The following is a 25,216-nucleotide window of genomic DNA, read 5'->3' on the forward strand; positions in this document are numbered from 1 at the left end:
TGAAAACTCCGTTTGATCTTGGGGCAGTCCGGGTCAGTTCCGCGACGGGAAGATGCCTTGGATGGCAATGCAATGCGTCAGGGCGAGAAAGGGATCGACCACCGGAAAGGCCTGGCTACCGCCGCTATGGGCGATCATCGTCGGGTTCATTGTCACATTGGGCGCGTCCTGAGAGTAGATCGTCTCGTTGCCGGTGCCGCCCGTCGGCGCCGCGGCCAGCAGCTTGCCGCCGGGGCCGGGCCTGTCGCCGTCGAGGTTGTTGGCATTGACCGAGTGGCTGTGTGCCGGCATCTGGGCCACGGTCATGGTCCGGGTTTCAGCCCCGCCCTTCTGGCCGGCGGTGCGGGGCGTCAGCCCGGCGCCGCTGCCCTGGCCCATGGTGAAGCGGCCGCGCAGGTCGGGAAGGGCGAAGCTGGTGCGCCCGTCGCCGCCGAACTGGGTGCCAAGCAGCGAATAGAGCGACTGGTTCTGGTTGATCGGCAGCAGCTGGCCCTCGGCCTTGGCCCAACCGCGCGGACAGAAGTTGAAGCCGACGATCATGACATCGCCGAGAGAGGGGTCGGCACCGGCGCGGGCCGGGGCGGAGGGGGTGATTAGCGCGACGGTCGTGGCCAGTATGGCCAGGGCCGAGGTGACTGGTTTCGGGGTATAAGACATTGAGGTCTCCGGTAATCTGATGAGAGGCGCGACCTTTCCGCGACAGGCGGGGTGACGCGCGGTTTGAAAATGGCTTCTGGCCTAGTTCCGGCTCGGAAAGACGCCCTCAAGGGCAATGCAGTAGCGCATCACCAGATAGGGGCTCTGGGTGTCGATTGACTGACCGCCGCCGACGTTGCCAATCATCGCTGGGTTCATCGTCCGGGTGGGTGGCTGATCGGAGTAGATGGTCTCGGACCCTGTGCCCGAGGGCGGCGCCGCAGCCAGAAGTTTGCCGCCGGGGCCAGGCCTGTCGCCATCCAGATTGTTGGCGTTCACCGCGTGGCTGTGGCTGGGCATCTGGCTTGCCTGGGCCGTCTTGGTTTCGGTGCCGAATTTCTCACCGGACGTGCGCGGGGTCAGGCCGGGGCCATTGCCCGGGCCCATGGCGATCCGGCCCTGAAGGTCTGGCAGGCCGAAAGTCGTGGTGCCGTTGCCGCCATAGGTTGTGCCCAAGAGCGAAAACAGGGCCGTGTATTGCGAGATCGAAAGCAGTTGGCCGTCGGTTGCAGCCCAGCCGCGCGGGCAGAACGTTTCGCCCACGGCAATGATGTCCCCAAGGAACGGCTGGGTTCCGGCATGGGAGGCCTCTGGCACTGTGGTCAGCGCCGCTGCTGCGGCGGCGCCAAAGGCAAGATATTTTGCCTGTCTGGTAATACGGTTCATCTCGAACTCCTCCTTGAAAAGATTTTGTCGTCGTGCGGCCAATGCCCGGCCGCCGAACTCACTAACAAGACCGCACATCACACCTGCGGTCGGGGGTGTCGGGAGCCCTTCCGCCGCCGCATGTCTCCCTATGCGGCGAGCAGAACGGCCTTGTGGTCATGGCACGGCCTCCGTTTCGCCGCAGTGAGCGACCGTTTCGCTCAGCATTTGCACGGCGGCGATATCGGCGGGATCGAACAGGCTCATGTCGTGGGTCCCGGCCCGCCCGATCGTCGTCGGCTGGATCGCAAGATCGGAGGGCAGCGGCGAAGCGGGCTTGCCGAGCAGGCTCAGGAGCCGGTGCCAATGCGGTTCGGGATCGGCACAGAATGCCTCGTAAGGCATCACAATGAAGCGGCCCGGCATGGCCTGCGCGCCATAGTCCAGCGCGGCACGGTTGGCGCGGAGCCAGTAGCGCAGCTGGCGCACCGGCAGGGGGATGTCCTCGGTCATGGGCAGGCCGTAGAGATGTGCCCAGTGCCGCGTTTGCCAGGTGTTGGCGCTGAACGCCATGTCGCGCCCGTCGCGCACCACATGGATGTAGCGCAGCCCCGGCAGCGCCCGGTCGAGCGCGGGCAGGAAGACATGAGTGTTGGGCTCCTTCCAGCCCCAGGACAGGGGCGGCCGATCACGGCGGCTGGCCAGGAGATCGGCGGCGTGCTCGGCCCGGGCGCCGCATTGCCAACCCCCGTTTGGCGGCAGATCGGCGGCCAAGTCGGCGATCAAAGTGGCATCTTCCGGCTCCAGGCGCTGGGCCAGCCCGCGCGTCGTCGCAAGGCAGAACAGCCGGGCGGCTGTTGACAGCTCTTCGTCCTCTGGCCGTCGCCCGACCCAGGCCGCGCGCTTGAACAACACGGTGAACCACAGGTTGTCGAGCGAGCGATTCAGCCGTGTGCCGATATCGACGCCGGCGTAGCGCAACATCTCGGCAAAAACCCGGGTGCCGCTGCCGCCGAGCCCGCCAATGGCGACGGGCGGAGGCGTGCCGTCCATCATGGTGACCGCCATTTCGCACCGCGCCGCGAAGCGGCTTCAGGCAGGTGCGCGGCATAGGGCGAGGCGGTCTGCGGCATGTCAACTTTCAGTTGAATGGACGAAAGCGGCCCGGCGATCATTGCGGAAACATCGTGACATGCCAAGGGGGTCGTGCACGTTTCTGCACCTCGCGCAATTGCAGGCACCCGCGAAGTTCAGAGGAAATTCACAGCAGCGCTTGACCCTGCGGCAGGAAAGAGCAAGTCACCCGGCTGCTTGGCAACCGTGATACCCGTCAGCATGTGACCGGGCACCCTCCCACAGATCGAGTTATTGAGCGCGCATCGAGAGGTCGCGTCGGCAGCCCGATAGCCCGGAACGAAGGTCAGCCGAAGCGGGCTTGCCTGATCCGCCACCCCGAGATGCCGGTTGACGGTCTGGTGCTTCTTGTCAGTCGGTGGGTTCGATCATCTCTACCCGGGTCGCATGGCGGCCGCCTTCGAACTCGGCGTCGAGGTAGGCATCCACAATATCCAGCGCCAGCCCCTCGCCCACCACGCGGGCGCCGATGGAGAGAATGTTGGCATCGTTGTGCTGGCGGATCATCCGGGCCGAGAAGGTATCGGAGCACACACCGCAACGAATTCCCGGCACCTTATTGGCCGCCATCATGATGCCCTGCCCCGTGCCGCAGAGGATGATCCCCAGAGCGCAATCGCCCGAGGCCACCTTCTCGGCCGCCGCGTGGCCGTGGAGCGGATAGTGGGTGCTTTCGGGCGTCGTGGGGCCAATGTCGACCACCTCCCACCCCTTCTCCGCAACATGGGCGGCGATGGCCTGCCGCAACGCAATTGCGGCGTGGTCGCTGGATAGGACGATACGTTTGCTGGCAGTCATGGCGGCTTTCCCTGTGAGTGGCGCTGAGACGGCCCGTAAGGGGGCCGCCTTTGGCGCGAAAATACCCAAGGGCGCGGCAAGGTCCAGCGGGCGGAGTGCCGCGTCAGCCTGTCGGGGTGATCTCCCGCTCGGTGAGGCCCGCCAGAATGTCATCCCTGGACAGCTGGCCGACGAGCGCGCCGTTCTCCGTGACGCCCACCGGCTCGGCCTGGGCAGTGACCGTCTCCAGCCCGTCCCGCACGAGGCTGTCGGCGTCGATGGTGACGGAGGGCGTGCCAGCGACAGGCTGCATGAGATCGCGCGCGCGAAGCACACCGAGGGGATTCATGTGCTGGACGAATTCGGCGACGTAGTCGTTCTTCGGATCGCGGAAGATGTCTTGCGGCGCGCCGGTTTGCACAATGCGCCCGCCCTCCATGATCGAGATGTTGTTGCCCAGCTTGAAGGCCTCGTCGAGGTCATGGCTGACGAAGATGATGGTGCGCTTGAGGCGCTGTTGCAGCTCCAGAAGCTCGTCCTGCAGCTTGGAGCGGATCAGCGGGTCGAGCGCCGAAAAGGGCTCGTCCATGAGCAGGATCGGGGCGTCGGTGACAAAGGCGCGGGCGAGGCCGACGCGCTGCTGCATCCCGCCCGAAAGCTCGCCCACCTTGCGCTCGGCCCAGTCGGTGAGGCCGACAAGGGCCAGTTGTTCGTCGATCTTGGCGTTGGCTTCGGCTTTCGGCATCCCGGCCAGCTCCAGCCCGAGCCCGACATTCTCGCGGACAGAGCGCCAGGGCAGCAGGCCGAACTGCTGAAAGACCATGGCCACGTGATGCATCCGGATGCGGCGGAGCGTGGGTTTGTCGGCGTTGGTGACATCGACCATGCCCTGACCGTCGTTCACATGAACCGCGCCGCGCACCACCGGGTTGAGCCCATTCACGGCGCGCAGCAGGGTGGATTTGCCCGAGCCGGAGAGGCCCATGAGCACGAGGATTTCGCCTTCCTGCACGTCGAGCGAGCAGTTGTGCACGCCGAGCACCTGGTCGGTTTCCTGCTGGATTTCGCCGCGCTCCCGGCCTTCGTCCATCAGCGGCAGGGCAACTTCCGGCTTTTCGCCAAAGACGATGGAAACGTTATCGATTTTAACGGCTGTTGTCATTTGCGGGCCCCCACGTTGAGCATCCGGTCGAGCATGATGGCGACCACGACGATGACGAAGCCGCTCTCGAAGCCCAGTGCCGTGTTCACCTGCCCTAGCGCGCGCATCACCGGCACGCCGAGGCCGTTGGCGCCCACCAGCGCGGCGATGACGACCATGGAAAGCGAGAGCATGATGGTCTGGTTCAGGCCCGCCATGATTTGCGGGAAGGCATAGGGCAGTTCGACTTTCCAGAGCGTCTGGCGCGGCGTCGCGCCGAAGGCCCGGGCCGCCTCCAGCAGCGTTTGCGGGGTTGAGGCGACGCCAAGGTATGTCAGCCGGATCGGCGCGGGCAGCACGAAGATAACCGTGGCGATGAGGCCGGGCACCATGCCGATGCCGAAAAAGACAATCGCGGGGATCAGGTAGACGAAGGTGGGGAGGGTCTGCATCAGGTCGAGCACCGGGCGCAGGTAGGTATAGAGCTTGGGCCGGTGCGCGGCGGCGATGCCGATGGGCACGCCGATGGCCATGCAGACAAGGCAGGCCGAGAGCACGAGCGTGAGGCTTTCGGTTGTTTCCTCCCAGTAGCCCTGATTGAGGATGAAGAGGAAGCCGAGGAAGACGAAGAGGCAGGTTTTCCAGCTCTTCTGAAGGAACCACGTAGCGGCAACGAAGGCTGCGATGACGATGATCGCCGGCGGTTCTTGCATGACCCACAGAATGGCGTCGATCATCGCCTCCATCACGGCGGCAAAGCCATCGAGCAGCACTTCGCCGTGGTCGCGGATCCAGTCGAACACCACCTTGGCGCCCTTGCCCACGGGTATCTTGTAGTCTTCAAGCCAGTCTTCCACGGCCCGGTTCTCCCCATTGTCCCTGCTTGGCCTGCGCTCGCGCGGCGCCTTTCATCCAGGCCAAAAGAGAACCGCCCGCGAGAGGCGGGCGGTTCGGTCTTCAGTCTGCGATCAGAGCCCCAGCGCGGCGCTGACGGCGGCCTTGGCATCGCTGCCGTCCTTGGCTGTCACGCCGTCGAGCCAGGTGTCGAGCACATCGGCGTTGGCCTTCAGCCACTCTTCGGTGGCGTCCGCCGGATCGGCGCCGTCATCGAGGATCTGGCCCATGATGCCGTTTTCCATCTCCAGCGTGAAATCCATGTTGGCAAAGAGCTTTCCGACATTCGGGCACTCCTCGGAGTAACCCTGGCGGGTGACGGTGTGCACCACACCCTCGCCGCCGAAGAAGTCTTCACCGCCGGGCAGATACTTGAGCTCGAAATTGGCATTCATCGGGTGGGGTTCCCAGCCGAGAAAGACCACGTCCTCCTGATCGTCATAGGCGCGGGCGACCTGGGCCAGCATCCCCTGTTCGGAGCTTTCGACCACCTCGAAGTCGGCATCGCCGAGGCCCATCTTGTTCTCTTCGATCAGCGAGACGAGATAGGCGTTGCCTTCGTTGCCCGGCTCGATGCCATAGATCTTGCCTTCCAGCTCTTCGGCGAACTTGGCGATATCGCCATAGCTCTGTAGACCCTTCTCGTAGGTATAGGCGGGCACGGCGAGGGTGTATTTGGTGCCCTCGAGGTTGACGTTGATGGCCTCGATCTCGCCGCTCTCGATGTAGGGGCCGATGGCAGCAGATTGGGCCGGCATCCAGTTGCCCAGGAACACATCGACATCATCGCTTTCCAGCGAGGCAAAGGTGACGGGCACCGAAAGAATCTTGACGTCCACCTCGTAGCCCAGCGCTTCGAGCACGTGCTTGGCGGTGGCCGTGGTGGTGGTGATGTCGGTCCAGCCCACGTCGGACATGACGACGGTGTCGCACTCGGCCCAGGCCGCAGAGGCGGCACAGAGGGCAATTGCGGAGATGGCTGCGGTGGTTTTCATGTTGGTCTCCCTGTTCGTCGGAGTGGTAGGTTCATTTTGTTGATTGACCAATCAAACAATGAACGTTTATCCCCGTATTGCAAGCCCTTTTGGAGTCGGCGATGAGTGTGGAACCCAAACGCAGAGCCCAGTTGGTGGAGGCGACGATACATGAGATCGGCGCCAATGGCTCGCTCGATGTCACCGTTGGCAAGATTGCCAAACGCGCCGGCGTTTCGGCCGCGCTGGCCTTCCACTACTTCGGGGACAAAGAGCAGCTCTTCCTCGCCGCGATGCGCCATGTGCTTACGGTCTACGGCGCCGAAGTGCGGGGGGCGCTGGTGGCCGCGCCGGGCCCGCGAGAGCGCGTGGAGGGCATCTTGAGGGCCAGCTTCTCAAGCACCAATTTCCGCCCCGAGGTGATCTCGGCCTGGCTCAACTTTTACGTTCTGGCCCGCCGCAACGAAGAGGCGCGGCGACTTCTGTCGGTCTACCATCGCCGGTTGCGCTCGAACCTCATGCACGGGCTGCGCCCGCTCGCCGCAGAGGCCTCGCAGGCCATTGCAGAGCGAATCGGCGCGGTGATCGACGGCCTCTACCTCCGCTACGCCTCCAACCCAGATGACATGACGGGCCGCACCGCGACCGACCATGCCCTAGCTACCCTGGCCAATGAACTCGGAGCCCTGGCATGAGCCGCCCCAATTTTCTCATCATCATGGTCGATCAGCTGAACGGCACGCTCTTTCCCGACGGGCCTGCGGACTGGCTCCATGCCCCCAACCTCAAGCGGTTGGCGGCGCGGTCGACGCGGTTCCGCAATGGCTACACCGCCTCCCCGCTCTGCGCCCCCGGGCGGGCCAGCTTCATGTCTGGGCAACTGCCCTCGGTGACCGGCGTCTATGACAATGCCGCCGAATTTCCCGCAGGGCTGCCGACCTACGCCCACCACCTGCGCCGCGCGGGTTACCAGACCTGCCTTTCGGGCAAGATGCATTTCGTCGGTCCCGACCAGATGCACGGCTTCGAAGAGCGGCTGACGACCGATATCTACCCCGCCGATTTCGGCTGGACCCCGGACTACCGCAAACCCGGCGAGCGGATCGACTGGTGGTATCACAACATGGGTTCGGTCACCGGCGCAGGCGTGGCCGAAATTTCCAACCAGATGGAATATGACGACGAGGTGCAATACCACGCCGTGCGCAAGCTCTATGATCTTGCGCGCGGGCATGATGAGCGCCCGTGGTGCCTGACGGTGAGCTTCACCCACCCGCATGATCCCTACGTGGCCCGCAAGCGGTTCTGGGATTTGTACGAGGACTGCGAGCATCTGCTGCCCGAGGTCGGGGCCTTTGATTACGAAGATCAGGACGCCCATTCGAAGCGGATTTTCGACGCGAACGACTGGCGCAGCTTCGACATCACCGAAGAGGATATCCGCCGCTCGCGCCGCGCCTATTTTGCCAATATCTCTTACCTTGACGAAAAGGTGGGCGAGCTGCTCGACGTGCTGGAGGCAACACGGCAGGAGGCGACCATCCTCTTCGTCTCCGACCATGGTGACATGCTCGGCGCACGCGGCCTCTGGTTCAAGATGACCTTCTACGAAGGCTCGGCGCGGGTGCCGGTGATGATCGCCTCGCCCGAGATGGCGCCCGGACTGGTGGAGAGCCCGGTGAGCAACATCGATATCTGCCCCACACTCTGCGACCTCGCCGGGGTGAGCATGGAAGAGGTCATGCCCTGGACGGCGGGCGAGAGCCTGAAGCCGCTCGGTCAGGGGCAGCAGCGCGAGAGCGCCGTGGCGATGGAATATGCGGCCGAGGCTAGCTATGCGCCTTTGGTTTCGCTCCGTAAGGGCCGCTACAAGCTGAACCTCTGCGCGCTTGACCCGGATCAGCTCTTTGATCTGCAGGCCGACCCGCACGAGCTGGAAAATCTGGCAACCGATCCGGCCCATGCTGAAGCTTATGAGGCGCTGAAGGCCGAGGCGGCGACGCGCTGGGATCTGGCGCGCTTCGACGAGGAGGTACGCCGCTCTCAGGCGAAGCGCTGGGTCGTCTACGAAGCGCTGCGCAACGGCGAATATTACCCGTGGGATTACCAGCCGCTGCAAAAGGCCAGCGAGCGCTTCATGCGCAACCACATGGACCTCAACACCGTCGAAGAAGACGCACGCTTTCCGCGTGGCGAGTGAGATATCAATGACTTATGCAACCCAGCCGACCGCCAGCCACTATGTGAACGGCGCCTATCTTGAGGACGAGGCAGGCGAGGTGATCGAGGTGATCTACCCTGCCACCGGCGAGGTGATCGGCCGCGTCCATGCCGCGACGCCTGCGGTAATTGACGCAGCGCTCGATGCCGCGACCCAAGCGCAGAAGGTCTGGGCCGCGATGACGGGCCGGGAGCGCGGCCGGGTGATGACGGATGCCGCGCGGCTGATGCGCGAGCGCAACCGCGACCTCTCGGTTCTGGAAACTTACGACACCGGCAAACCGCTTCAGGAAACGCTGGTGGCAGATGCCACCTCCGGCGCGGACGCGCTCGAATATTTCGGCGGGCTGGCCGGGAGCCTGACGGGTGAGCACATCCAGTTGGGCGAAGATTGGGTTTATACCGTGCGCGAGCCGCTCGGTGTTTGCGTCGGGATCGGCGCGTGGAACTACCCCACCCAGATCGCCTGCTGGAAGGGCGCCCCGGCGCTGGCCTGCGGCAATGCGATGGTGTTCAAACCCTCCGAAACCACACCGCTCTGCGCCCTGAAGGTGGCCGAGATCCTCACCGAGGCCGGAGCCCCGCCGGGCCTGTTCAACGTAGTGCAGGGCATGGGCGAAGTGGGCGGCCGACTGGTGAGTGATCCGCGCGTTGCCAAGGTCTCCCTCACCGGCTCGGCAGCGACAGGCCGCAAGGTTTATGCTGCGGCGGCGGGCGAGATGAAGCACGTGACGATGGAGCTTGGCGGCAAGTCGCCGCTGCTCGTCTTCGACGACGCCGACCTCGACAACGCGGTAAGCGGGGCGATCAACGGCAACTTCTACTCCTCCGGGCAGGTCTGCTCCAACGGCACCCGGGTGTTCGTGCAGCGCGGGATCAAGGGCGCCTTCCTCGCCCGCCTTGCCGAGCGTCTGAAGGACGCGGTGATCGGCGATCCGATGGATGAGGCCACCAGTTTCGGGCCGATGGTGAGCGCGCGGCAGATGGAGATCGTGCAGGGCTTCATTGCCAAGGGCGTCGAAGAAGGCGCGCGGCTGGTAGCGGGTGGCAAGCGGGTGGAGCGAGACGGTTTTTACCTTCAGCCCACCGTGTTTGCCGATGTGACCGACGACATGACCATCGCCCGCGAAGAGATCTTCGGGCCGGTGATGGCAGTGCTCGACTTCAAGAGCGAGGCCGAGGCCATCGCCCGGGCCAATGCCACGCCCTATGGCCTCTCGGCGGGTGTCTTCACCCGCGACATCAGCCGTGCGCACCGCGTGATCGGGCAGCTCCGCGCGGGGAGCTGCTTCATCAACTCCTACAACGACGCGCCGGTTGAAGCGCCGTTCGGCGGGGTGAAGGCCTCGGGCGTAGGGCGCGAGAACTCCAAGGCGGCGATCGAACACTACAGCCAACTGAAATCCGTTTACGTGCGCATGGGCGACGTGGAAGCGGCCTTCTGATGCAGGCAGATTACGTCATTGTCGGCGCGGGCAGCGCGGGCTGCGCCATGGCGGCGCGGCTCTCGGAGGCCGGGCGCAGGGTGCTGGTGATCGAGCATGGCGGCTCCGACTGGGGGCCGTTCATCAACATGCCCGGCGCGCTCAGCTACCCGATGAACATGAAGCGCTACGACTGGGGCTTCCAGTCAGAGCCCGAGCCGCATCTTGGCGGGCGGCGCATGGCCACCCCGCGCGGCAAGGTGATCGGCGGCTCCTCCTCGATCAACGGAATGATCTACGTGCGCGGCCATGCCCGCGACTTCGACCATTGGCGAGACGAGGGGGCGGAGGGCTGGGGCTATGCCGACGTGCTGCCCTACTTCAAGCGGATGGAGCACTGGCACGACGGCGGCCATGGCGGCGATCCGGCATGGCGTGGAGACAGCGGCCCGCTGCATGTGACCCGCGGCGCGCGGATGAACCCGCTGGTGAAGGCCTTCGTGGAGGCGGGCGTGCAAGCGGGCTACCAACGCACAGGCGACTACAACGGAGAACAGCAGGAGGGCTTTGGCCCCTACGACATGACCGTTTGGCGCGGCGAGCGGTGGTCAGCGGCGAAGGCCTACCTGAAGCCCGCCCTGAAGGTGCCGAATTGTCAGCTGGTCCAGGCCCTCGCCCGGCGCGTGGTAATCGAGGACGGTCGCGCCGTGGGCGTGGAAGTGGAGCGTGGCGGGCGCATCGAGGTGATCCGGGCAGAGGCTGAGGTGGTTCTGGCAGCCAGCTCCATCAATTCGCCCAAGCTGCTGATGCTCTCGGGCGTCGGCCCGGCGGCTCATCTGGCCGAGCATGGCATCGAAGTGGTGGCCGACCGGGCGGGCGTGGGGCAGAACCTTCAGGATCACCTTGAGCTCTACGTGCAATACGCCTCGGCCCAGCCGGTGAGCCTCTACAAGTATTGGAACCTGCTCGGCAAAGCCTATGTCGGCGCCCGCTGGCTCTTCACCCGCAGCGGCCCCGGCGCCTCCAACCAGTTCGAGAGCGCGGGCTTCATCCGCTCGGATGCAGGGGTCGAGTACCCGGATATCCAGTTTCACTTTCTGCCCATCGCCGTGCGATATGACGGGCAGGTTGCGCCCGAAGGCCACGGCTTTCAGGCCCATGTCGGCCCGATGCGCTCGCCCTCGCGCGGGGAGATCACGCTGAAATCCGCCGACCCGGCGGAGGCACCGCGAATCTTCTTCAACTACATGAGCGAAGAGCAGGATTGGGTCGATTTCCGCCGCTGCATCCGCCTGACGCGCGAGATCATGCGGCAGGACGCCTTCAAGCCCTACCTCAAGCACGAGATCCAGCCGGGCGAAGATGTGCAGAGCGATGAGGCGCTCGACGCTGTGATCCGCGACCATGCCGAAAGCGCCTATCACCCCTGCGGCACAGCCCGCATGGGCCGCAGAGATGATCCGCGCTCAGTGGTGGACCCGGAGTGCCGGGTGATCGGGGTGGAGGGGCTGCGGCTGGCTGACAGTTCGATCTTTCCGCGCATCACCAACGGCAACCTCAACGCGCCCTCGATCATGGTGGGCGAAAAAGCCGCCGATCATATCCTCGGTCGCACGCCCCTGCCCCCGGTCAACATGCAGCCCTGGGTGCATCCGGAGTGGCAGACAGCACAGCGCTAGCCGGGCCGCGCGGCGGGGCGTAGACTGGCCCCATGTTGCCGCCCCGCTCCGATCTGCCGACACATGAGGTCACCAACCAGCCCCCAGCCCGGGGCGACGCGGACCTTTGGGCCGCGGACCCGGTTCTGCGCGAGGCGGTTGCAGCGGCGGGAGGGCAGGCTGAACGCTTGGCGGGCTATGGCGCTGAGATGGGCCGGACAGAGATGCGGGAAGCCGGACGCGAGGCCAACCGGCACCCGCCGGAGCTGGTGCTCTTCGATGCGGGAGGGCGGCGGCTCGACGAGGTGCGCTTTCATCCGGCTTACCATCAGGTGATGCGGGTCAGCACGGGTGCGGGCTATGCCGCAGTCGCCTGGGAAGCCGCTCCGGGCGGGCATGCGACCCACGCGGCAATGGTCTACCTCGCGAGCCAGGTGGAGCCGGGGCACTGTTGCCCGCTGACGATGACCTATGCCGCCACGCCCGCGCTGGCCGCCGCCCCCGAGGTGGCAGAGCTCTGGAGGCCGAAGCTGGTATCGCGGGAATATGACCCGTCGATCGCGCCGGTTGCCGGGAAGCGCAGCGCAACCCTCGGAATGGCGATGACCGAGAAGCAGGGCGGCTCAGACGTGCGCGCCAATGCCACCCGGGCAGTGCAGGATGGCGCGGGCTGGCGGCTTTACGGGCACAAGTGGTTTTGCTCGGCGCCGATGTCGGACGGGTTCCTGACGCTGGCGCAGGCGCCCGGCGGACTCACCTGCTTTCTCGCGCCGCGCTGGCTTGAGGGAGAGCGCAACGGGATCCGGCTGATGCGACTGAAGGACAAGCTGGGCAACCGCTCCAATGCCTCGTCGGAGATCGAATACGAGGGTGCCTTTGCGCTGATGCTGGGCGAAGAGGGTGCCGGGGTGCGGACGATCATCGAGATGGTCCATCACACCCGGCTCGACACGGCAATGGCCCCGGCGGGCCTCATGCGGGCGGCACTGGCGGAGGCGCATCACTGGGTGGCGCATCGGACCGCCTTTCAGCGCAGGCTGATCGACGCGCCGCTGATGCGCGCGGTGCTGGCAGACCTTGCGCTCGATTGGCAGGGCTGCACGGCCTTGGGCCTGCATGTGGCCGAACGCTTTGACCGGGACGATCCGGAGAGCCGCGCCTTTGCCCGCATTGGCGTGGCGCTGGCCAAGTTCATCGCCAACAAGCTCTGCCCCGTGGTCTGCGTGGAGGCGATGGAGATGCTGGGCGGCATGGGCTACGTCGAGGACACGGGGCTGCCGCTCCTTTACCGGGAAGCTCCGCTGAACGGCATCTGGGAAGGGTCTGGCAATGTGATCTGCCTCGACATCCTGCGCACGCTGGCCCGCGAGCCGCTGGCCGGAGAGGTGCTGCGCTCCGAGATGACCGCCGCCCGCGGCGGCTGTGCTGCCTATGACGGCGCTCTTGCCGAACATTTCGCCCGCTGGCCCGCCCTTCCACCCGAGGCCGAGGCGCGGTGGTTTGCCGAACGGACGGCACTTCTTCTGGCAGCCTCGATCCTGTTGCGGCATGCGCCCACGCCCGTGGCGGAAGCCTTCGCCACAACCCGGCTAAGCGGCCCGCGCGGTCGGGTTGCGGGGGCTGTGCCCGAGGGGGATGTTGGCCCAATTCTGGAGCGCCTCGGCCCGGCTTCTCAGCGATAGGTCTCATGTCGCATGCTGTTGCAGTCAGGCAGGTTTCGCATAGACTCGGAGAAAGGTTAAAGGAGCGCGCAAACCAGTGATCTATCCCCGTATCCGCGATGCGTTCTCTGCGGCTTTCATCTTTCTTTTCAGCAGCTTTTCAGTCGGGGCCGACACTCGTATCGGGCTTTCGGTAAGCGGTGGCGATGGTGATTTGCGCGACGAGATCATCGCCGTCCTCTCGACCCGTTCACTGCTTCTTGAAGGCGAGACCGATCCGCAGGGTCTCGTGGCTGCCGCTCAGGCGGATTACCGCCATATCGTGGCCGCGCTCTACGGCGAAGGCTACTACGGCCCAACCGTCTCGATCCGGCTCGACGGGCGGGAGGCTGCGCAGATGTCGCCCTTCGCCGTACCGCCCCGGGTTGACCAGATCAACGTGATCGTGAATCCGGGCCCGCTGTTCCGCTTTGGCCGTGCCGAGGTTGCGCCGCTCGCCCCGCGCACCGCACTGCCGCCGGGCTTCCGGACCGGTGAGCCAGCGCGGGTGCCGGTGATCGAGGAGGCGGGTGTGGCGGCCATCGACCGTTGGCGCGAGCTCGGCTTCGCCAAGACCGAAGCCACGAGCCAGCGCATTACCGCTACACACCCGGCGCGGCGGCTCGACGTGTCGGTGGGCCTCAACCCGGGGCGCAAGCTGCGCTTCGGAAACCTCGTCGTGTCGGGCAATGAGCGGGTGCGCACCGACCGGATCGTCGAGATCGCGGGCCTGCCACGCGGCGAAACCTTCCATCCCGACGAGGTTGCCAAGGCCTCGACACGGCTTCAGCGCAGCGGTGCCTTCCGCTCTGTGACCCTCAGCGAGGCGGAGCGGGCCAACCCGGATGGCACGCTTGATATCGAGGCCAGCCTCGTGGAGGCCAAGCGCCGCCGGCTCGGATTTGGCGCCGAGGTGACCACACTGGAGGGTGCCACGCTGTCGGCCTTCTGGCTCCACCGCAACCTTCTGGGCGGCGCCGAGCGACTGCGTTTTGACGGCGAGATCAGCAATATCGGGCTCGGTGGCGACAACGGAGTGGATTACCGCCTCTCGGTGCTCTTTGGCCGACCCGGCACCTTCAACGCGGATACGGATCTCTACATCCGCGCCGCGCTGGAGCACGAGGACGAGCCGCTCTATCTTTCGCAGAGCTTCGAGATCGAGGCGGGTGTGACCCGGATCGTGAACGAGGAGTACAAGTTTCAGGCCGGGCTCGGGCTGCTTTACTCCCACACCGAAGACGATATCGGCATCCGGGACTTCACCCTGCTCACCCTGCCCTTCAGCGGCACTCTGGACCGGCGTGACAACGATCTGGATCCGAAGAACGGCTACTTCTTCAACGTCGATTTCACCCCTTTCGTCGGGCTGTCCGGCTCGGGCAACGGCGCGCGGCTCTATGCCGATGCACGGGGCTATCGCAGCTTTGGCGCCGAGGAACGCATCACGCTGGCCGGACGGCTTCAACTTGGCTCGGTCATGGGCACCGACGTGACGAATACCGTGCCAGACTTCCTGTTCTACTCCGGCGGTGGCGGCACGGTGCGGGGGCAGCCCTATCAGTCGCTGGGCGTGACCCTTCCGGGCGGCGAAGAGATAGGCGGGCGCAGCTTTCTTGGTGCCTCCGTCGAGGTGCGCGGGGCGGTAAGCGAGAAAATCCAAGTGGTTGGCTTCTATGACTTCGGCCTCATCAGCGCCGAAAGCTGGCCGGGGGAAGAGGGCGAGAGCCACGCGGGCGCCGGCCTTGGCATTCGCTACCAGACCGGCCTCGGCCCGATCCGCCTAGACGTGGCCACCCCGGTGGGTGGTGATACCGGCGATGGGGTGGAGCTTTACATCGGCATCGGGCAGGCCTTCTGAAATGCGCAAGTTTGTCCTTACCCTTCTCCTCCTTCTCACCCCGCTTGCCGCCACCGCGCAGGAAACTGCCTCAGAAGAGGCCGACAAGGGCTACCTGACCAACCTGCTGCAAGACGTGCTCTCGAGCGCGGGCCGACAGGTGGTGATCGACGGGTTCCAAGGCGCACTTTCGTCGCGCGCCACCATCGAGCAGATCACCATTGCCGATGACCAGGGCACGTGGCTCACCGTTGAGGGCGTGGTGCTGGACTGGAACAGAGCAGCACTGCTACGCGGGCGGCTCGAAGTTGCGGAGTTCTCCGCCGAGCGTATCGTTATGCCACGCGGGCCGCTCACCGATGACACGCCCTCGCCCGAGGCTACACCCTTCTCCATCCCCGAACTGCCCGTCTCCGTCGATATCTCCAAGCTCGCTGTGGAGCGGGCCGAAATCGGCGCGGCCCTTCTGGGGCAGGACGCCGTGATGCGGCTGGCCGGGGCGGCGCAACTGGATGGTGAAGCGATTGACGTGGACGTGCAGCTTGACCGGCTGGATGGAAAAGAGGGCGAGATCACCCTCATTGCCCGTTATGACCCGGAGGCCGAAGAGGCGGCCGTGAACCTTGCCATGCGCGAGGGGCCACAGGGGATCGCGGCCGGCAAATTGAACATCCCCGGCGCGCCGGCTCTCGATGTGACCTTGCAGGGCGAGGGTCCGGCGAGCGATCTGACACTCCGGCTCGCCGTGGCCTCGGACGAGGAAGAACGGCTCGGCGGCACCATCGAGCTCACAGCCAGCGAAGAGGCGGGCGCGCCCTTCACCGTTACAGTGGACCTGTCGGGCGACGTGACGCCGCTCTTCGCCCCCGATCTGCGCGATTTCTTCGGCCCCGATGTCACCCTGCAGGCCACGGTGGCCCGGGATGCCGAGGGTGAGTTGCGCCTGTCCGGCCTCTCCCTGGGAGCCCGCACTGCGACGGTAGAGGGCGACTTCCTGTTCGCGCCTTCCGGCTGGCCACGGCGGATGGATCTGCAGATGGCTCTGCAAGACCCGGGCGGAGCACCGGTGGTTCTGCCCTTCGGCGGCGGCGATACCTCGGTGGCGCGCGCCACGGTGCAACTGGACTATGACGAGGCAAATGGCCGTGGCTTTACCGCGGCAGCCGAGGCCGTCGGCCTGCGCACCACGGGCTTTGTGGCGGAGGCCGTGGAGATCGGCGCGGAGGGCAACATCACCTCAGGCGAGGCCGAGGAAATTGGCGCCGTGGCGGCCAATGTCACGCTCGATGCACGCGGGCTCGCCCCCGAAGGCGAGGCGCTCGCCCGCGCCATTGGAGAGGCAATCAGCGGACAGTTCACGCTGGCCTATGACGAGGGCCAGCCCCTGCGTATCTCCGGGCTCGACATTTCCGGTGCAGACTTTGGCCTGACCGGCGATGTCACCGTGGATGGTGTGGACACAAACCTTGTCACTGGCCTTGATGTGCGGTTGGAGGCAGAAGATCTCGCCCGCTTCGGCCCCCTCGCGGGCGCCGACCTCAGCGGCGCGGCGGCGCTCGGGATTTCGGGCAACATGGCTTTGCTGTCGGGTGCCTTCGATCTTGGCCTGAACGGCACCACCACGAATCTCGCAATCGGGCAGGACGTGGTGGACCGAATGCTTGCGGGCGACGGGCGGATTGATGTGAGCGTGCGGCGTGACGAGACCGGCATCACCCTACGCCGTGCCGAAGCCCGCACGGAGGTGGCGCAGATCAGCGCCGAGGGCACCGTTGCCAGCCAAGCTTCGGCACTGGAGTTTTCTGCTGCCCTGCCCTCGCTCTCGCCGATCTTTCCCGACGACACGGCCCGTGGCGCAGCGCGGCTCAGCGGACGGGTGGCCCTGGCAGGCACCGAGTTGCAATCGGCCTCCGTTGCCGCCCTGCTCACGGGCGACGCGGAGGACGTGCGCCTGCCGGTGGGCGGAGGCCTCAGCCTTTCTGGTGGCACGCTCGACCTTGGCTATGGGGCCGAAGACGGGCGCTGGCAGCTGAACGCGGTGTTCCGCGACTTCGAGACTGAGGGCTATGGCGCGGAGGCGTTCACGCTTGAGGGTGCGGGCACCCTCGCACAGACGGAGGCCGGCGGGCTTGCCCGCGCCGACGGGCAACTCGCGCTGTCCGGAAGAGGGATCACAGCCACCGACGCCGCTATGGCGCGGGCTATCGGTGACGAAGCCAAGCTGGAGACCAACTTCGACTACACAGCCAGCGGCCCGCTGATCCTTGATGATCTCCGCTTCGTTTCCGGTGAAACCACGCTGAATGGCTCTGCCACGCTCAACGCCCCCACCGGCACTGGCCCGATCACCTTTGAGGCCACCCTGGACACCCCTGCTCTCGCGCGCTTCGCCGACCTCGCAGGCCTGCCGCTCACCGGGGCCGCCACGCTCAGGGCCAATGGCACCTTTCGGCCCGAGGCCGGCAGCGCAGATCTGCGCCTCGATGGCACGACACAGGGCCTTGGCATCGGCAATGACCGGGTTGATCCGGTGCTGGGTGGGGCGGGCCGCATCGGCGCCGACCTTGCCTATGCGGCGGAGGAGCCTCTGCGGGTGACAAACCTCGCCCTCGCGCTCGACGACACAGAGGTGACCGGGCGCGCGACGCTCGCGCAGCCGCTCGGCGGCGCGGCCATCACCTATGACCTCGCGCTGAACGCCCCCACACTTTCCCGCTTTTCCAGCCTTGCGGGCGTGCCGCTCACCGGCAGCACGCAGGCAACGGCAACGGGCCTCTTCAACCCGGCCAGTGGCGCGCTCGACCTTGCGCTGGATGGCACCGCCCAGGGCCTTGGCATCAGCAATGCCACAGCGGATGCGCTGACCGCCGGAAGCTCGAGCTATGCCGCTCAGGTCAGCCGGGGCAGCACCGAGGAGCCGATCAACATCGAGGCGGCCAGCTTTGACGGGCCGAACCTCGACATCACCGCAAGCGGTACGCCCAGCCGGATCACGCTGGACGCGCGGCTGGCAAACCTCGGCCTGATCGCGCCTGACTTCTCCGGGCCTGCCAGCGCGAATGGCACGGTCACCATTGATGGCGGCACCATCGGGCTTGATATCAACGCCTCCGGACCAGGTGGCACGACGGCTGCGGTGAACGGCACCATCACCGGCAACACCGGCAATCTCTCGATCACCGGGCAGGCGCCACTCGGGTTGGCCAATGCCTTCATAGCGCCACGGCGGCTCAACGGCCCGGCCACGCTGGACCTGCGGCTCAACGGCCCGCTCGGGCTGGAAAGCCTCAGCGGCACCGTCCGGGCTTCGGGCGCCCGCGCCGTGGCGCCGGAGCTGGGCATCTCGCTGGAGGATATCAACGCCAATGTGATCCTCTCGGGTGGCTCGGCTCGGGTGGAGGTGGCGGCGAATGGCGGGCAAGGTGGCGGGCTGGCCGTGCTCGGCAATGTCGGCCTTTCGGCGCCGCAAAGCGCTGACCTCACCGTGACCTTCCGGAGCTTTGCCCTGCGCGACCCGCAACTCTACGACACCACCGTCAACGGAGCGATCACCCTTGCAGGGCCGCTCGCGGGCGGCGCGTCGATTTCCGGACGTCTCGAGCTGGGCCGCACCGAGATCCGCATCCCCTCGAGCGGGATCAGCGGAGTCAACGACATCCCAAACATCACCCACATCGGCGCGCCCGGCAGCGTGCGCGCAACGCAGGACCGCGCCGGGCTGAACGACGGCACCGCAGGCACGGGTGCGGGCGGCAGCAGCGGCAACGCGGGAATGGCACTGGATATCACGCTATCGGCCCCCAACCAGGTGTTCGTCCGGGGCCGTGGACTGGATGCCGAACTGGGCGGCTCGCTGCGGATCACCGGCACGACGACAAACATCATCCCCATCGGGGCCTTCGAACTGGTGCGGGGGCGGCTCGACATCCTGAGCCAGCGCTTCCAGCTCACCGAGGGCACGGCGCGGCTGAGCGGCTCGTTCAACGCCAACCTGCGGTTCGTCGCCACGACCGAAAAGAACGGATACACGATATCGGTGATCCTCGAAGGCTCCCCCTCGGACCCGCAGATCACCTTCACCTCCGCCCCGGCCCTGCCGCAGGACGAGATCCTGGCACAGCTCATCTTCGGGCGCGACCTTACAACCCTGTCGCCGCTGCAGGCACTGGAGCTGGCGAGCGCGGTTGCCACTTTGGCGGGCCGTGGCGGCGCGGGCATCATGGGGCGGCTGCGCGACCAGTTTGGCCTCGATGATCTCGACGTGACCCAGAGCGAAGAAGGCGGCACAGCCGTGCGGGCCGGCAAGTATATCAGCGATAATGTCTATTCTGACGTGGTGGTGGAAAGTGACGGAACCACGGAGCTGAACCTGAACCTCCAGATCGGCCCCAACGTGAACGTCAAAGGCTCCACATCTTCTGATGGCAACGCCGGCATCGGGATCTTCTTTGAGCGGGACTACTGAGGCCGAGGCGACATGGCGGACAAGCTGAAGCCCTATGCGCCCCTGTATCGGCTGAAGCCCCTCGGCTCCGAGATATGGCTCGTCGATGGCGGGGTGATCGACATGAGCTATGGGCCGGCCTCGCTGCCCTTCACCACCCGCATGGTCGTGGTGCGCCTGCCGGGCGGCGGCCTGTGGCTCTGGTCGCCGGTCGAGCCAGAGCCCGGGCTGGTGGAGGCCGTGAGCGCGCTGGGGACGGTTGCGCACATCGTCTCACCCAACTTCATCCACTACGCCCATATCCCGGCGTGGTCCGCGCTGTTTCCCGAGGCGCGAGTCTGGGCCTCGCCCGGTGTTGGGGAGAGGGCCAAGCGCCAGCGCGTGGAAGTGCGTTTCACCGACGATCTGGGCAATGCGCCGCCAGAGGCATGGGCCGAGGTGATCGACCAGGTGATATTCCGCGGCTCCAAGGTCATGGTCGAGGTCGATTTCTTCCACCGCCCGAGTGGCACGCTGATCCTCGCCGACATGATCGAGAACGTGGAGCCCGAGCGCGTGCACAGCCGCTGGATGCGCCTGCTGATGCGGGCTGGCGGCGTACTTGCGCCAAGGGGCAGCACGCCACGCGATGTGCAGATGACCTTCTGGGGCCGCCGGGCAGAGGCGCGGACGGCGGTGCAGCGGTTTCGGGACTGGGCGCCCGAACGCATTGTCATTGCCCACGGCAAGTGCATCGAAGACAACGTGGCCGCTGAGATTGAGCGTGCGTTCCGCTGGGTCGGCTAGGGCGCACTCAGAACAGCCGCCGCCCGCGCCGGGCCATTTCGAAGCCGTGGCCTTGCGCGTTGGTGCAACGCACGCCCGTGGTTGCCACTTCACAGCGAAAGCCCTCCAGCACCCATTCGGAGCCATAGGAAAGCTGGGGCGTGGGATAGGGCCAGAATACATCGCCTTGGCAGGCGGTGATGCCAAACGGCGTGCCGGAGGGCTCCAACACGATGGCTGCCGTGCGATCCAGATCGCAGGGCTCGTGCAGGGGCGGCGACCAATTGGCTTCGAAGATCAGGCACACCAGCCCTGCCTCGCTCGGGCCAAGGCTGCCGGGCGCATAGCACAGGATGTTGCCCGAGGGCGTCGCGAAGGACGCCGCACGGGCCGGAAGCGCGAAGGCGAGAAGCGGGGCCAGAAGCAGAGCGAGGAGAGCGTGACGGGTCATGGCGGTTTGATGCCATGCCCGCCGCTGCTGTGTCAGCCCCTTATCCGTCTACACGGATAACGGCGTTGCTCGGGTCGTAGGGGCTGTCTTCGGTCACCTCCACGTCCCAGAGCTTGTCCTGCATTTTCACCTTCAGCTTGGTGCCGGGCTTGGCCAGATCGGGGCTTACATAGCCCATGCCGATGCTCTTGCCGAAGGCCACCGAGTAGCCGCCCGAGGTGAGGCGGCCCACTTTTGTGTCGCCGTCATAGAGCGCCTCGCGGCCCCACGGGTCGGCATCGGCAGGGCCATCCACCAGAAGCGTGACGCACATCGCGCGGATACCGGTGTTCTCCATCGCGGCCTTGCCGTGGAAGTCCTTGGAAAGGTCCACAAAACGGTCGAGCCCGGCCTCGAGCGGCGTTGCATCGCGGCCCAGTTCGGTGCCGAAGGCGCGGTAGGACTTTTCCTGCCGCAGCCAGTTTTGCGCCCGGGTGCCGACCAGTTTCATGCCGTGCTTCTCCCCGGCCTTTTCGAGCTGGTCGAAGAGGTAGTTCTGCATCTCAATCGGGTGGTGCAGCTCCCAGCCCAGCTCGCCAGTATAGGCCACGCGGATCGCCATCGTGGGGCACATCCCGAGCTCGATGTTGCGCATCGTCAGCCAGGGGAAGCGCTTGTTGGAAAGCACCGTGGAGGGGTCGGCATCCTTGACGATCTCGTTCAGCACGTCGCGGCTCTTCGGCCCGGCGATGGCGAAGACGCCCCATTGCGTGGTCACATCCTGGAAGTTGATCCGGCCGAATTCGGGCTCCTTGTCCTCGATCGCCTTGACCAGGAAATCCTCGTCATAGGCATGCAGGGCACCGGCGGAGACGAGGTAGTAGGCATCCTCGGCGAGGCGGACGATGGTGTATTCGGTCCGCGTGGTGCCGGTTGCTGTCAGGGCGTAGGTCAGGTTGATCCGGCCGACCTTGGGCAGCTTGTTTGTGGTGAACCAGTCAAGGAACGCCGTTGCGCCGGGGCCGGAGATGCGGTGCTTGGCGAAGGCCGTCGCGTCGATCAGGCCAACGCCGCCCCGGATTGCCTCTGCCTCGGCCTTGGCGTACTCCCACCAGCCGCCGCGACGGAAGCTGCGGGCCTCATGGTCGAAGTTCTCGGGCGCATCGAGCGGGCCGAAGTAGTTGGGCCGCTCGAAACCGTTTACGCAGCCAAACTGTGCGCCGCGCGCTTTCATCCTGTCGTAGCAGGGGGCGGTGCGCAGCGGGCGGCAGGCTTCGCGCTCTTCATCCGGGTGGTGCAGGATGTAGACGTGCTCGTAGCATTCCTCGTTCTTGCGCGCGGCGTATTCGGTCGTCATCCAGTTGCCGTAGCGCTTGGGGTCAAGGCTCGCCATGTCGATCTCGGCCTCACCGTCCACCATCATCTGGGCAAGGTAATAGCCGGTGCCGCCCGCGGCGGTGATCCCGAAGGAGAAGCCCTCGGCCAGCCACATGTTGCGCAGGCCCGGGGCCGGGCCGACCAGCGGGTTGCCATCGGGGGTGTAGCAGATCGGGCCGTTGAAATCGTCTTTCAGTCCAGACTCGGCACAGGAGGGCACACGTTCGGCCATGGCCATGTATTGATCGGCGATCCGGTCCAGATCGAGCGGGAAGAGATCGGCGCGGAAACTGTCGGGCACGCCATATTCGAAGCGGGCCGGCGCGCCATGCTCGTAAATGCCCAGGATCCAGCCGCCCCGCTCTTCGCGGGCGTAGGATTCATTGTCGGCATCGCGCACCACCGGGTGCTCGGCGTTGCCCGCCTCGCGCCATTTGACCAACTCTGGGTCCTTGTCCATCACGATGAAGGTGTGCTCCACCGGGATGGCGGGCATCTTGATGCCGAGCAGCTTGGCCGTGCGCTGCGCGTGGTTGCCCGACGCGGTGACGACGTGCTCGGCAGTGATTACAACTTGCTCGTCGCTTTCGATCAGGTTGCCGCCCTTTTCCACCATCTTGGTGCAGGTGACTTCCCAATGGGTGCCCGTCCAATGGAAAGCATCAGCCTGCAGCTTGCGCACGATCTCGACACCGTGTTGACGTGCACCCTTGGCCATCGCCTGGGTCACGTCGGCGGGGTTAATGTAGCCGTCTTCAGTGTGGTAGATCGCGCCCTTGAGGTCGCCGGTTTCGATCAGCGGCCAGCGCTCCTTGATCTGATCCGGGGTCAGCCACTCATATTTCACGTCACAGGTTTCGGCGGTGGAGGCATAGAGCATGTATTCGTCCATGCGCTCCTGCGTTTGGGCCATGCGCAGGTTACCGACGACCGCGAAGCCTGCGTTCAGGCCGGTTTCTTCCTCGAGCGTCTTGTAGAAATCGACGGAATACTTGTGGATATGGGTGGTGGCATAGGACATGTTGAACAGCGGCAGAAGCCCGGCGGCGTGCCAGGTCGAGCCCGAGGTCAACTCGTCCCGCTCGATGAGCATGACATCGTCCCAGCCGGCCTTGGCAAGGTGATAGGCGATCGAGGTTCCGACGGCACCACCGCCGACGACTAGGGCTTTCACATGGGTCTTCATTGGGGGCACGCGCTCCGGGCTCAGGTTGCTTGGCGCCACTGTCACCAAATCGCGCCGCCCGTGCCACGGGGTTTCGACACGTTGGAGCCAAAAGCGACATTCGCAGGCCATTGCGACCTTTGGGCTTTTGCCTTTTGGCCCCGCATCCTCTAACCAGCGCGCCATGGACGTATGCACCACCATTCCGGACTTGCGCCGGGTTGTCAGGGGAGTGCGTGCAGGGGGACACAAGGTGGGCTTCGTGCCGACCATGGGATACCTGCACGCGGGCCATATGCGGCTTGTCGAAGAGGCACAGGCGCGGGCCGAGGCGGTGGTGGTTTCGATCTTCGTGAACCCCACGCAGTTCGGCGATCCGAAAGACCTTGAGACCTACCCGCGCAACACCGAGCGCGATTTGCAGATGTTGCGGGATGCCGGGGTTAACGCGGTACTGATGCCGCAGGTGGCCGACATCTACCCGGACGGGGCCGAAACCGTGGTGGAAACCGAGCAACTGGCGAACATGCTCCACGGCGCGGTGCGCCCCGGGCACTACAGGGGCGTCTGCACCGTGGTCGCAAAGCTCTTCAACATCGTCCAACCCGATTTCGCCTGTTTCGGCGAGAAGGACTATCAGCAGCTCCAGATCATCCGAACGATGGTGCGCGACCTGCACTTTCCGCTGGAGATCCTGCCCGTGCCCACGGTGCGCGAGGCGGATGGGCTGGCCATGTCGTCCCGCAACGCCCGCCTTACGCCCGAAGATCGCGCCGCGGCCGTGGTGCTGAGCCGGGCGCTCGACGCGGCGGAGGACGTGGACGGGACGGTAGAGGAGATCTCGGAGGTGATCCGATCGGTCATCGCCACCGAGCCACGGGCCGCGCTGCGCGGGCTCGACATTACCGAGGCCCGCAGCCTTGCCCCGGTCTCCGGCCAACCCCGAACCACGCTTGCCGTGATGATCTCCGCCGAGTTCGGCGGTATCCTGTTGATCGACCAGCGAGAAATCACGCCCAAAGGAGCACCCGCATGAGCACCCAGGCCCCGATCCGCCGCATGACCGTTCCACAGATCGCGGCCCGCAAGGGCGGGGAGCCGATTGTCTCGCTCACCAGCTACCACGCCCACACCGCAGCCATCGTCGATGCCCATGCCGACTTTATCCTCGTGGGCGACAGCCTTGGCATGGTGATGCACGGGATGGAGAGCACTGTGGGCGTGCCGCTGGACCTGATGATCATGCATGGCCGCGCGGTGGTGCGTGGCACGAAGCGGGCACTGGTGGTGGTTGATATGCCCTTCGGCAGCTACGAGGAGAGCTCCTCGGTGGCGTTCCGCAATGCCGCGAAGATCATGAAGGAAACCGGCTGCGGCGCGGTGAAGCTGGAGGGCGGCAAGCGCATGGCCGAGACGATCCGCTTTCTGACCGAGCGCGGCATTCCGGTGATGGCGCATATCGGGCTTACACCGCAATCGAGCCACGTGATGGGCGGCTTCAAGACCCAGGGACGCGAGGAAGACACATGGCCGCAGCACATCAAGGATGCGGTCGCGGTGGCCGAGGCTGGCGCCTTCGCGCTCGTCGTGGAGGGTGTGGTGGAACCGCTGGCACGGGAAATCACCGGCGCCATCGATATCCCCACCATCGGCATCGGCGCCTCTGCGGCCTGCGACGGGCAGATCCTCGTGCTGGAAGACATGCTGGGGCTGAACCCCTGGGTGCCGAAGTTCGTGAAGAAATACGGCGCCCTGCACGAGGCCATCGAGAAGGCTGTGGCCGATTATGCCGAAGAGGTGAAAGCCCGCGCCTTCCCCGGCGAGGATCACGTTTACAGATAGGCCGGAAAAATCTTGGCCAAGATTTTTCCACCGGGAGTTCGCAGACTCAAAAATCTTCAGGAAGATTTTTGCCGACGGGAAGAATTTTCT

General features: G+C 65.6%; 19 protein-coding genes. 10 read left to right on the forward strand and 9 right to left on the reverse strand.

Annotated elements, in window-relative coordinates; all coding sequences use genetic code 11:
- Positions 1–33 precede the first annotated feature (33 nt).
- The 7 genes from DYI42_RS06010 to choX all read right to left on the reverse strand — a co-directional run bounded on the left by DYI42_RS06010 (position 34) and on the right by choX (position 6,282).
- Positions 34–657 (reverse strand): phage tail protein, encoded by a 624-nt coding sequence (locus DYI42_RS06010; RefSeq protein ID WP_213545025.1) that lies wholly within the window; start codon positions 655–657, stop codon positions 34–36.
- 81 nt (positions 658–738) lie between these two features.
- Positions 739–1,362 (reverse strand): phage tail protein, encoded by a 624-nt coding sequence (locus DYI42_RS06015; protein ID WP_244867607.1) that lies wholly within the window; start codon positions 1,360–1,362, stop codon positions 739–741.
- A gap of 156 nt (positions 1,363–1,518) precedes the next feature.
- On the reverse strand, positions 1,519–2,409 hold the full coding sequence (locus tag DYI42_RS06020; protein WP_213545026.1) for a sulfotransferase family protein: 891 nt from the start codon (positions 2,407–2,409) through the stop codon (positions 1,519–1,521).
- A 417-nt stretch (positions 2,410–2,826) separates the two neighbouring features.
- A complete protein-coding gene (gene rpiB / locus DYI42_RS06025; protein ID WP_213545027.1) occupies positions 2,827–3,273 on the reverse strand; it encodes a ribose 5-phosphate isomerase B in 447 nt (148 codons plus the stop codon).
- A 103-nt stretch (positions 3,274–3,376) separates the two neighbouring features.
- Positions 3,377–4,414: a choline ABC transporter ATP-binding protein gene (gene choV, locus DYI42_RS06030; RefSeq protein ID WP_213545028.1), complete on the reverse strand. Its 1,038-nt coding sequence runs from the start codon at positions 4,412–4,414 to the stop codon at positions 3,377–3,379.
- Positions 4,411–5,250 carry a choline ABC transporter permease subunit gene (gene choW, locus DYI42_RS06035; protein WP_213545029.1) on the reverse strand — a complete coding sequence of 280 codons (840 nt, stop codon included), beginning with the start codon at positions 5,248–5,250 and terminating at the stop codon, positions 4,411–4,413. Before choW ends, choV begins: the two co-directional genes overlap by 4 nt.
- 111 nt (positions 5,251–5,361) lie before the next feature.
- Complete coding sequence (choX, locus tag DYI42_RS06040; RefSeq protein ID WP_213545030.1) at positions 5,362–6,282, reverse strand: choline ABC transporter substrate-binding protein; 921 nt, start codon at positions 6,280–6,282, stop codon at positions 5,362–5,364.
- 101 nt (positions 6,283–6,383) lie between these two features.
- Between choX and betI the strand changes: the two genes are divergently transcribed.
- From betI to DYI42_RS06080, 8 genes are all read left to right on the forward strand, one after another.
- Positions 6,384–6,956 (forward strand): choline-binding transcriptional repressor BetI, encoded by a 573-nt coding sequence (betI, locus tag DYI42_RS06045; protein ID WP_213545031.1) that lies wholly within the window; start codon positions 6,384–6,386, stop codon positions 6,954–6,956.
- A complete protein-coding gene (betC, locus tag DYI42_RS06050) occupies positions 6,953–8,461 on the forward strand; it encodes a choline-sulfatase (protein ID WP_213545032.1) in 1,509 nt (502 codons plus the stop codon). The genes betI and betC overlap by 4 nt, the downstream gene beginning before the upstream one ends.
- Positions 8,462–8,468: 7 nt before the next feature.
- Positions 8,469–9,926: a betaine-aldehyde dehydrogenase gene (gene betB, locus DYI42_RS06055; protein ID WP_213545033.1), complete on the forward strand. Its 1,458-nt coding sequence runs from the start codon at positions 8,469–8,471 to the stop codon at positions 9,924–9,926.
- Positions 9,926–11,584: a choline dehydrogenase gene (gene betA, locus DYI42_RS06060; protein WP_213545034.1), complete on the forward strand. Its 1,659-nt coding sequence runs from the start codon at positions 9,926–9,928 to the stop codon at positions 11,582–11,584. Before betB ends, betA begins: the two co-directional genes overlap by 1 nt.
- 32 nt (positions 11,585–11,616) lie before the next feature.
- Positions 11,617–13,245 carry an acyl-CoA dehydrogenase family protein gene (locus DYI42_RS06065; protein ID WP_213545035.1) on the forward strand — a complete coding sequence of 543 codons (1,629 nt, stop codon included), beginning with the start codon at positions 11,617–11,619 and terminating at the stop codon, positions 13,243–13,245.
- Positions 13,246–13,321: 76 nt separating this feature from the next.
- Positions 13,322–15,124 carry an autotransporter assembly complex protein TamA gene (locus tag DYI42_RS06070; protein WP_213545036.1) on the forward strand — a complete coding sequence of 601 codons (1,803 nt, stop codon included), beginning with the start codon at positions 13,322–13,324 and terminating at the stop codon, positions 15,122–15,124.
- A gap of 1 nt (position 15,125) precedes the next feature.
- Positions 15,126–19,568 carry a translocation/assembly module TamB domain-containing protein gene (locus DYI42_RS06075; protein ID WP_213545037.1) on the forward strand — a complete coding sequence of 1,481 codons (4,443 nt, stop codon included), beginning with the start codon at positions 15,126–15,128 and terminating at the stop codon, positions 19,566–19,568.
- A gap of 12 nt (positions 19,569–19,580) precedes the next feature.
- Positions 19,581–20,333 carry a DUF4336 domain-containing protein gene (locus tag DYI42_RS06080; protein WP_213545038.1) on the forward strand — a complete coding sequence of 251 codons (753 nt, stop codon included), beginning with the start codon at positions 19,581–19,583 and terminating at the stop codon, positions 20,331–20,333.
- 7 nt (positions 20,334–20,340) lie between these two features.
- Here DYI42_RS06080 and DYI42_RS06085 read toward each other — a convergent pair whose 3' ends face one another.
- Positions 20,341–20,763, reverse strand: a complete 423-nt coding sequence (locus DYI42_RS06085) for a DUF6636 domain-containing protein (protein WP_213545039.1) — start codon at positions 20,761–20,763, stop codon at positions 20,341–20,343.
- 40 nt (positions 20,764–20,803) lie between these two features.
- Positions 20,804–23,305 (reverse strand): GcvT family protein, encoded by a 2,502-nt coding sequence (locus DYI42_RS06090; RefSeq protein WP_213545040.1) that lies wholly within the window; start codon positions 23,303–23,305, stop codon positions 20,804–20,806.
- A 163-nt stretch (positions 23,306–23,468) separates the two neighbouring features.
- Here DYI42_RS06090 and panC point away from each other — a divergent pair, with 163 nt between their 5' ends.
- Together panC and panB are read left to right on the forward strand one after the other, a co-directional pair.
- On the forward strand, positions 23,469–24,320 hold the full coding sequence (gene panC, locus DYI42_RS06095) for a pantoate--beta-alanine ligase (RefSeq protein WP_213545041.1): 852 nt from the start codon (positions 23,469–23,471) through the stop codon (positions 24,318–24,320).
- Positions 24,317–25,126, forward strand: a complete 810-nt coding sequence (gene panB / locus DYI42_RS06100) for a 3-methyl-2-oxobutanoate hydroxymethyltransferase (RefSeq protein ID WP_213545042.1) — start codon at positions 24,317–24,319, stop codon at positions 25,124–25,126. Before panC ends, panB begins: the two co-directional genes overlap by 4 nt.
- Positions 25,127–25,216 lie beyond the last annotated feature (90 nt).

Origin of the sequence: Vannielia litorea (genome assembly GCF_018424695.1) — a bacterium.
Classification (GTDB): domain Bacteria; phylum Pseudomonadota; class Alphaproteobacteria; order Rhodobacterales; family Rhodobacteraceae; genus Vannielia; species Vannielia litorea_A.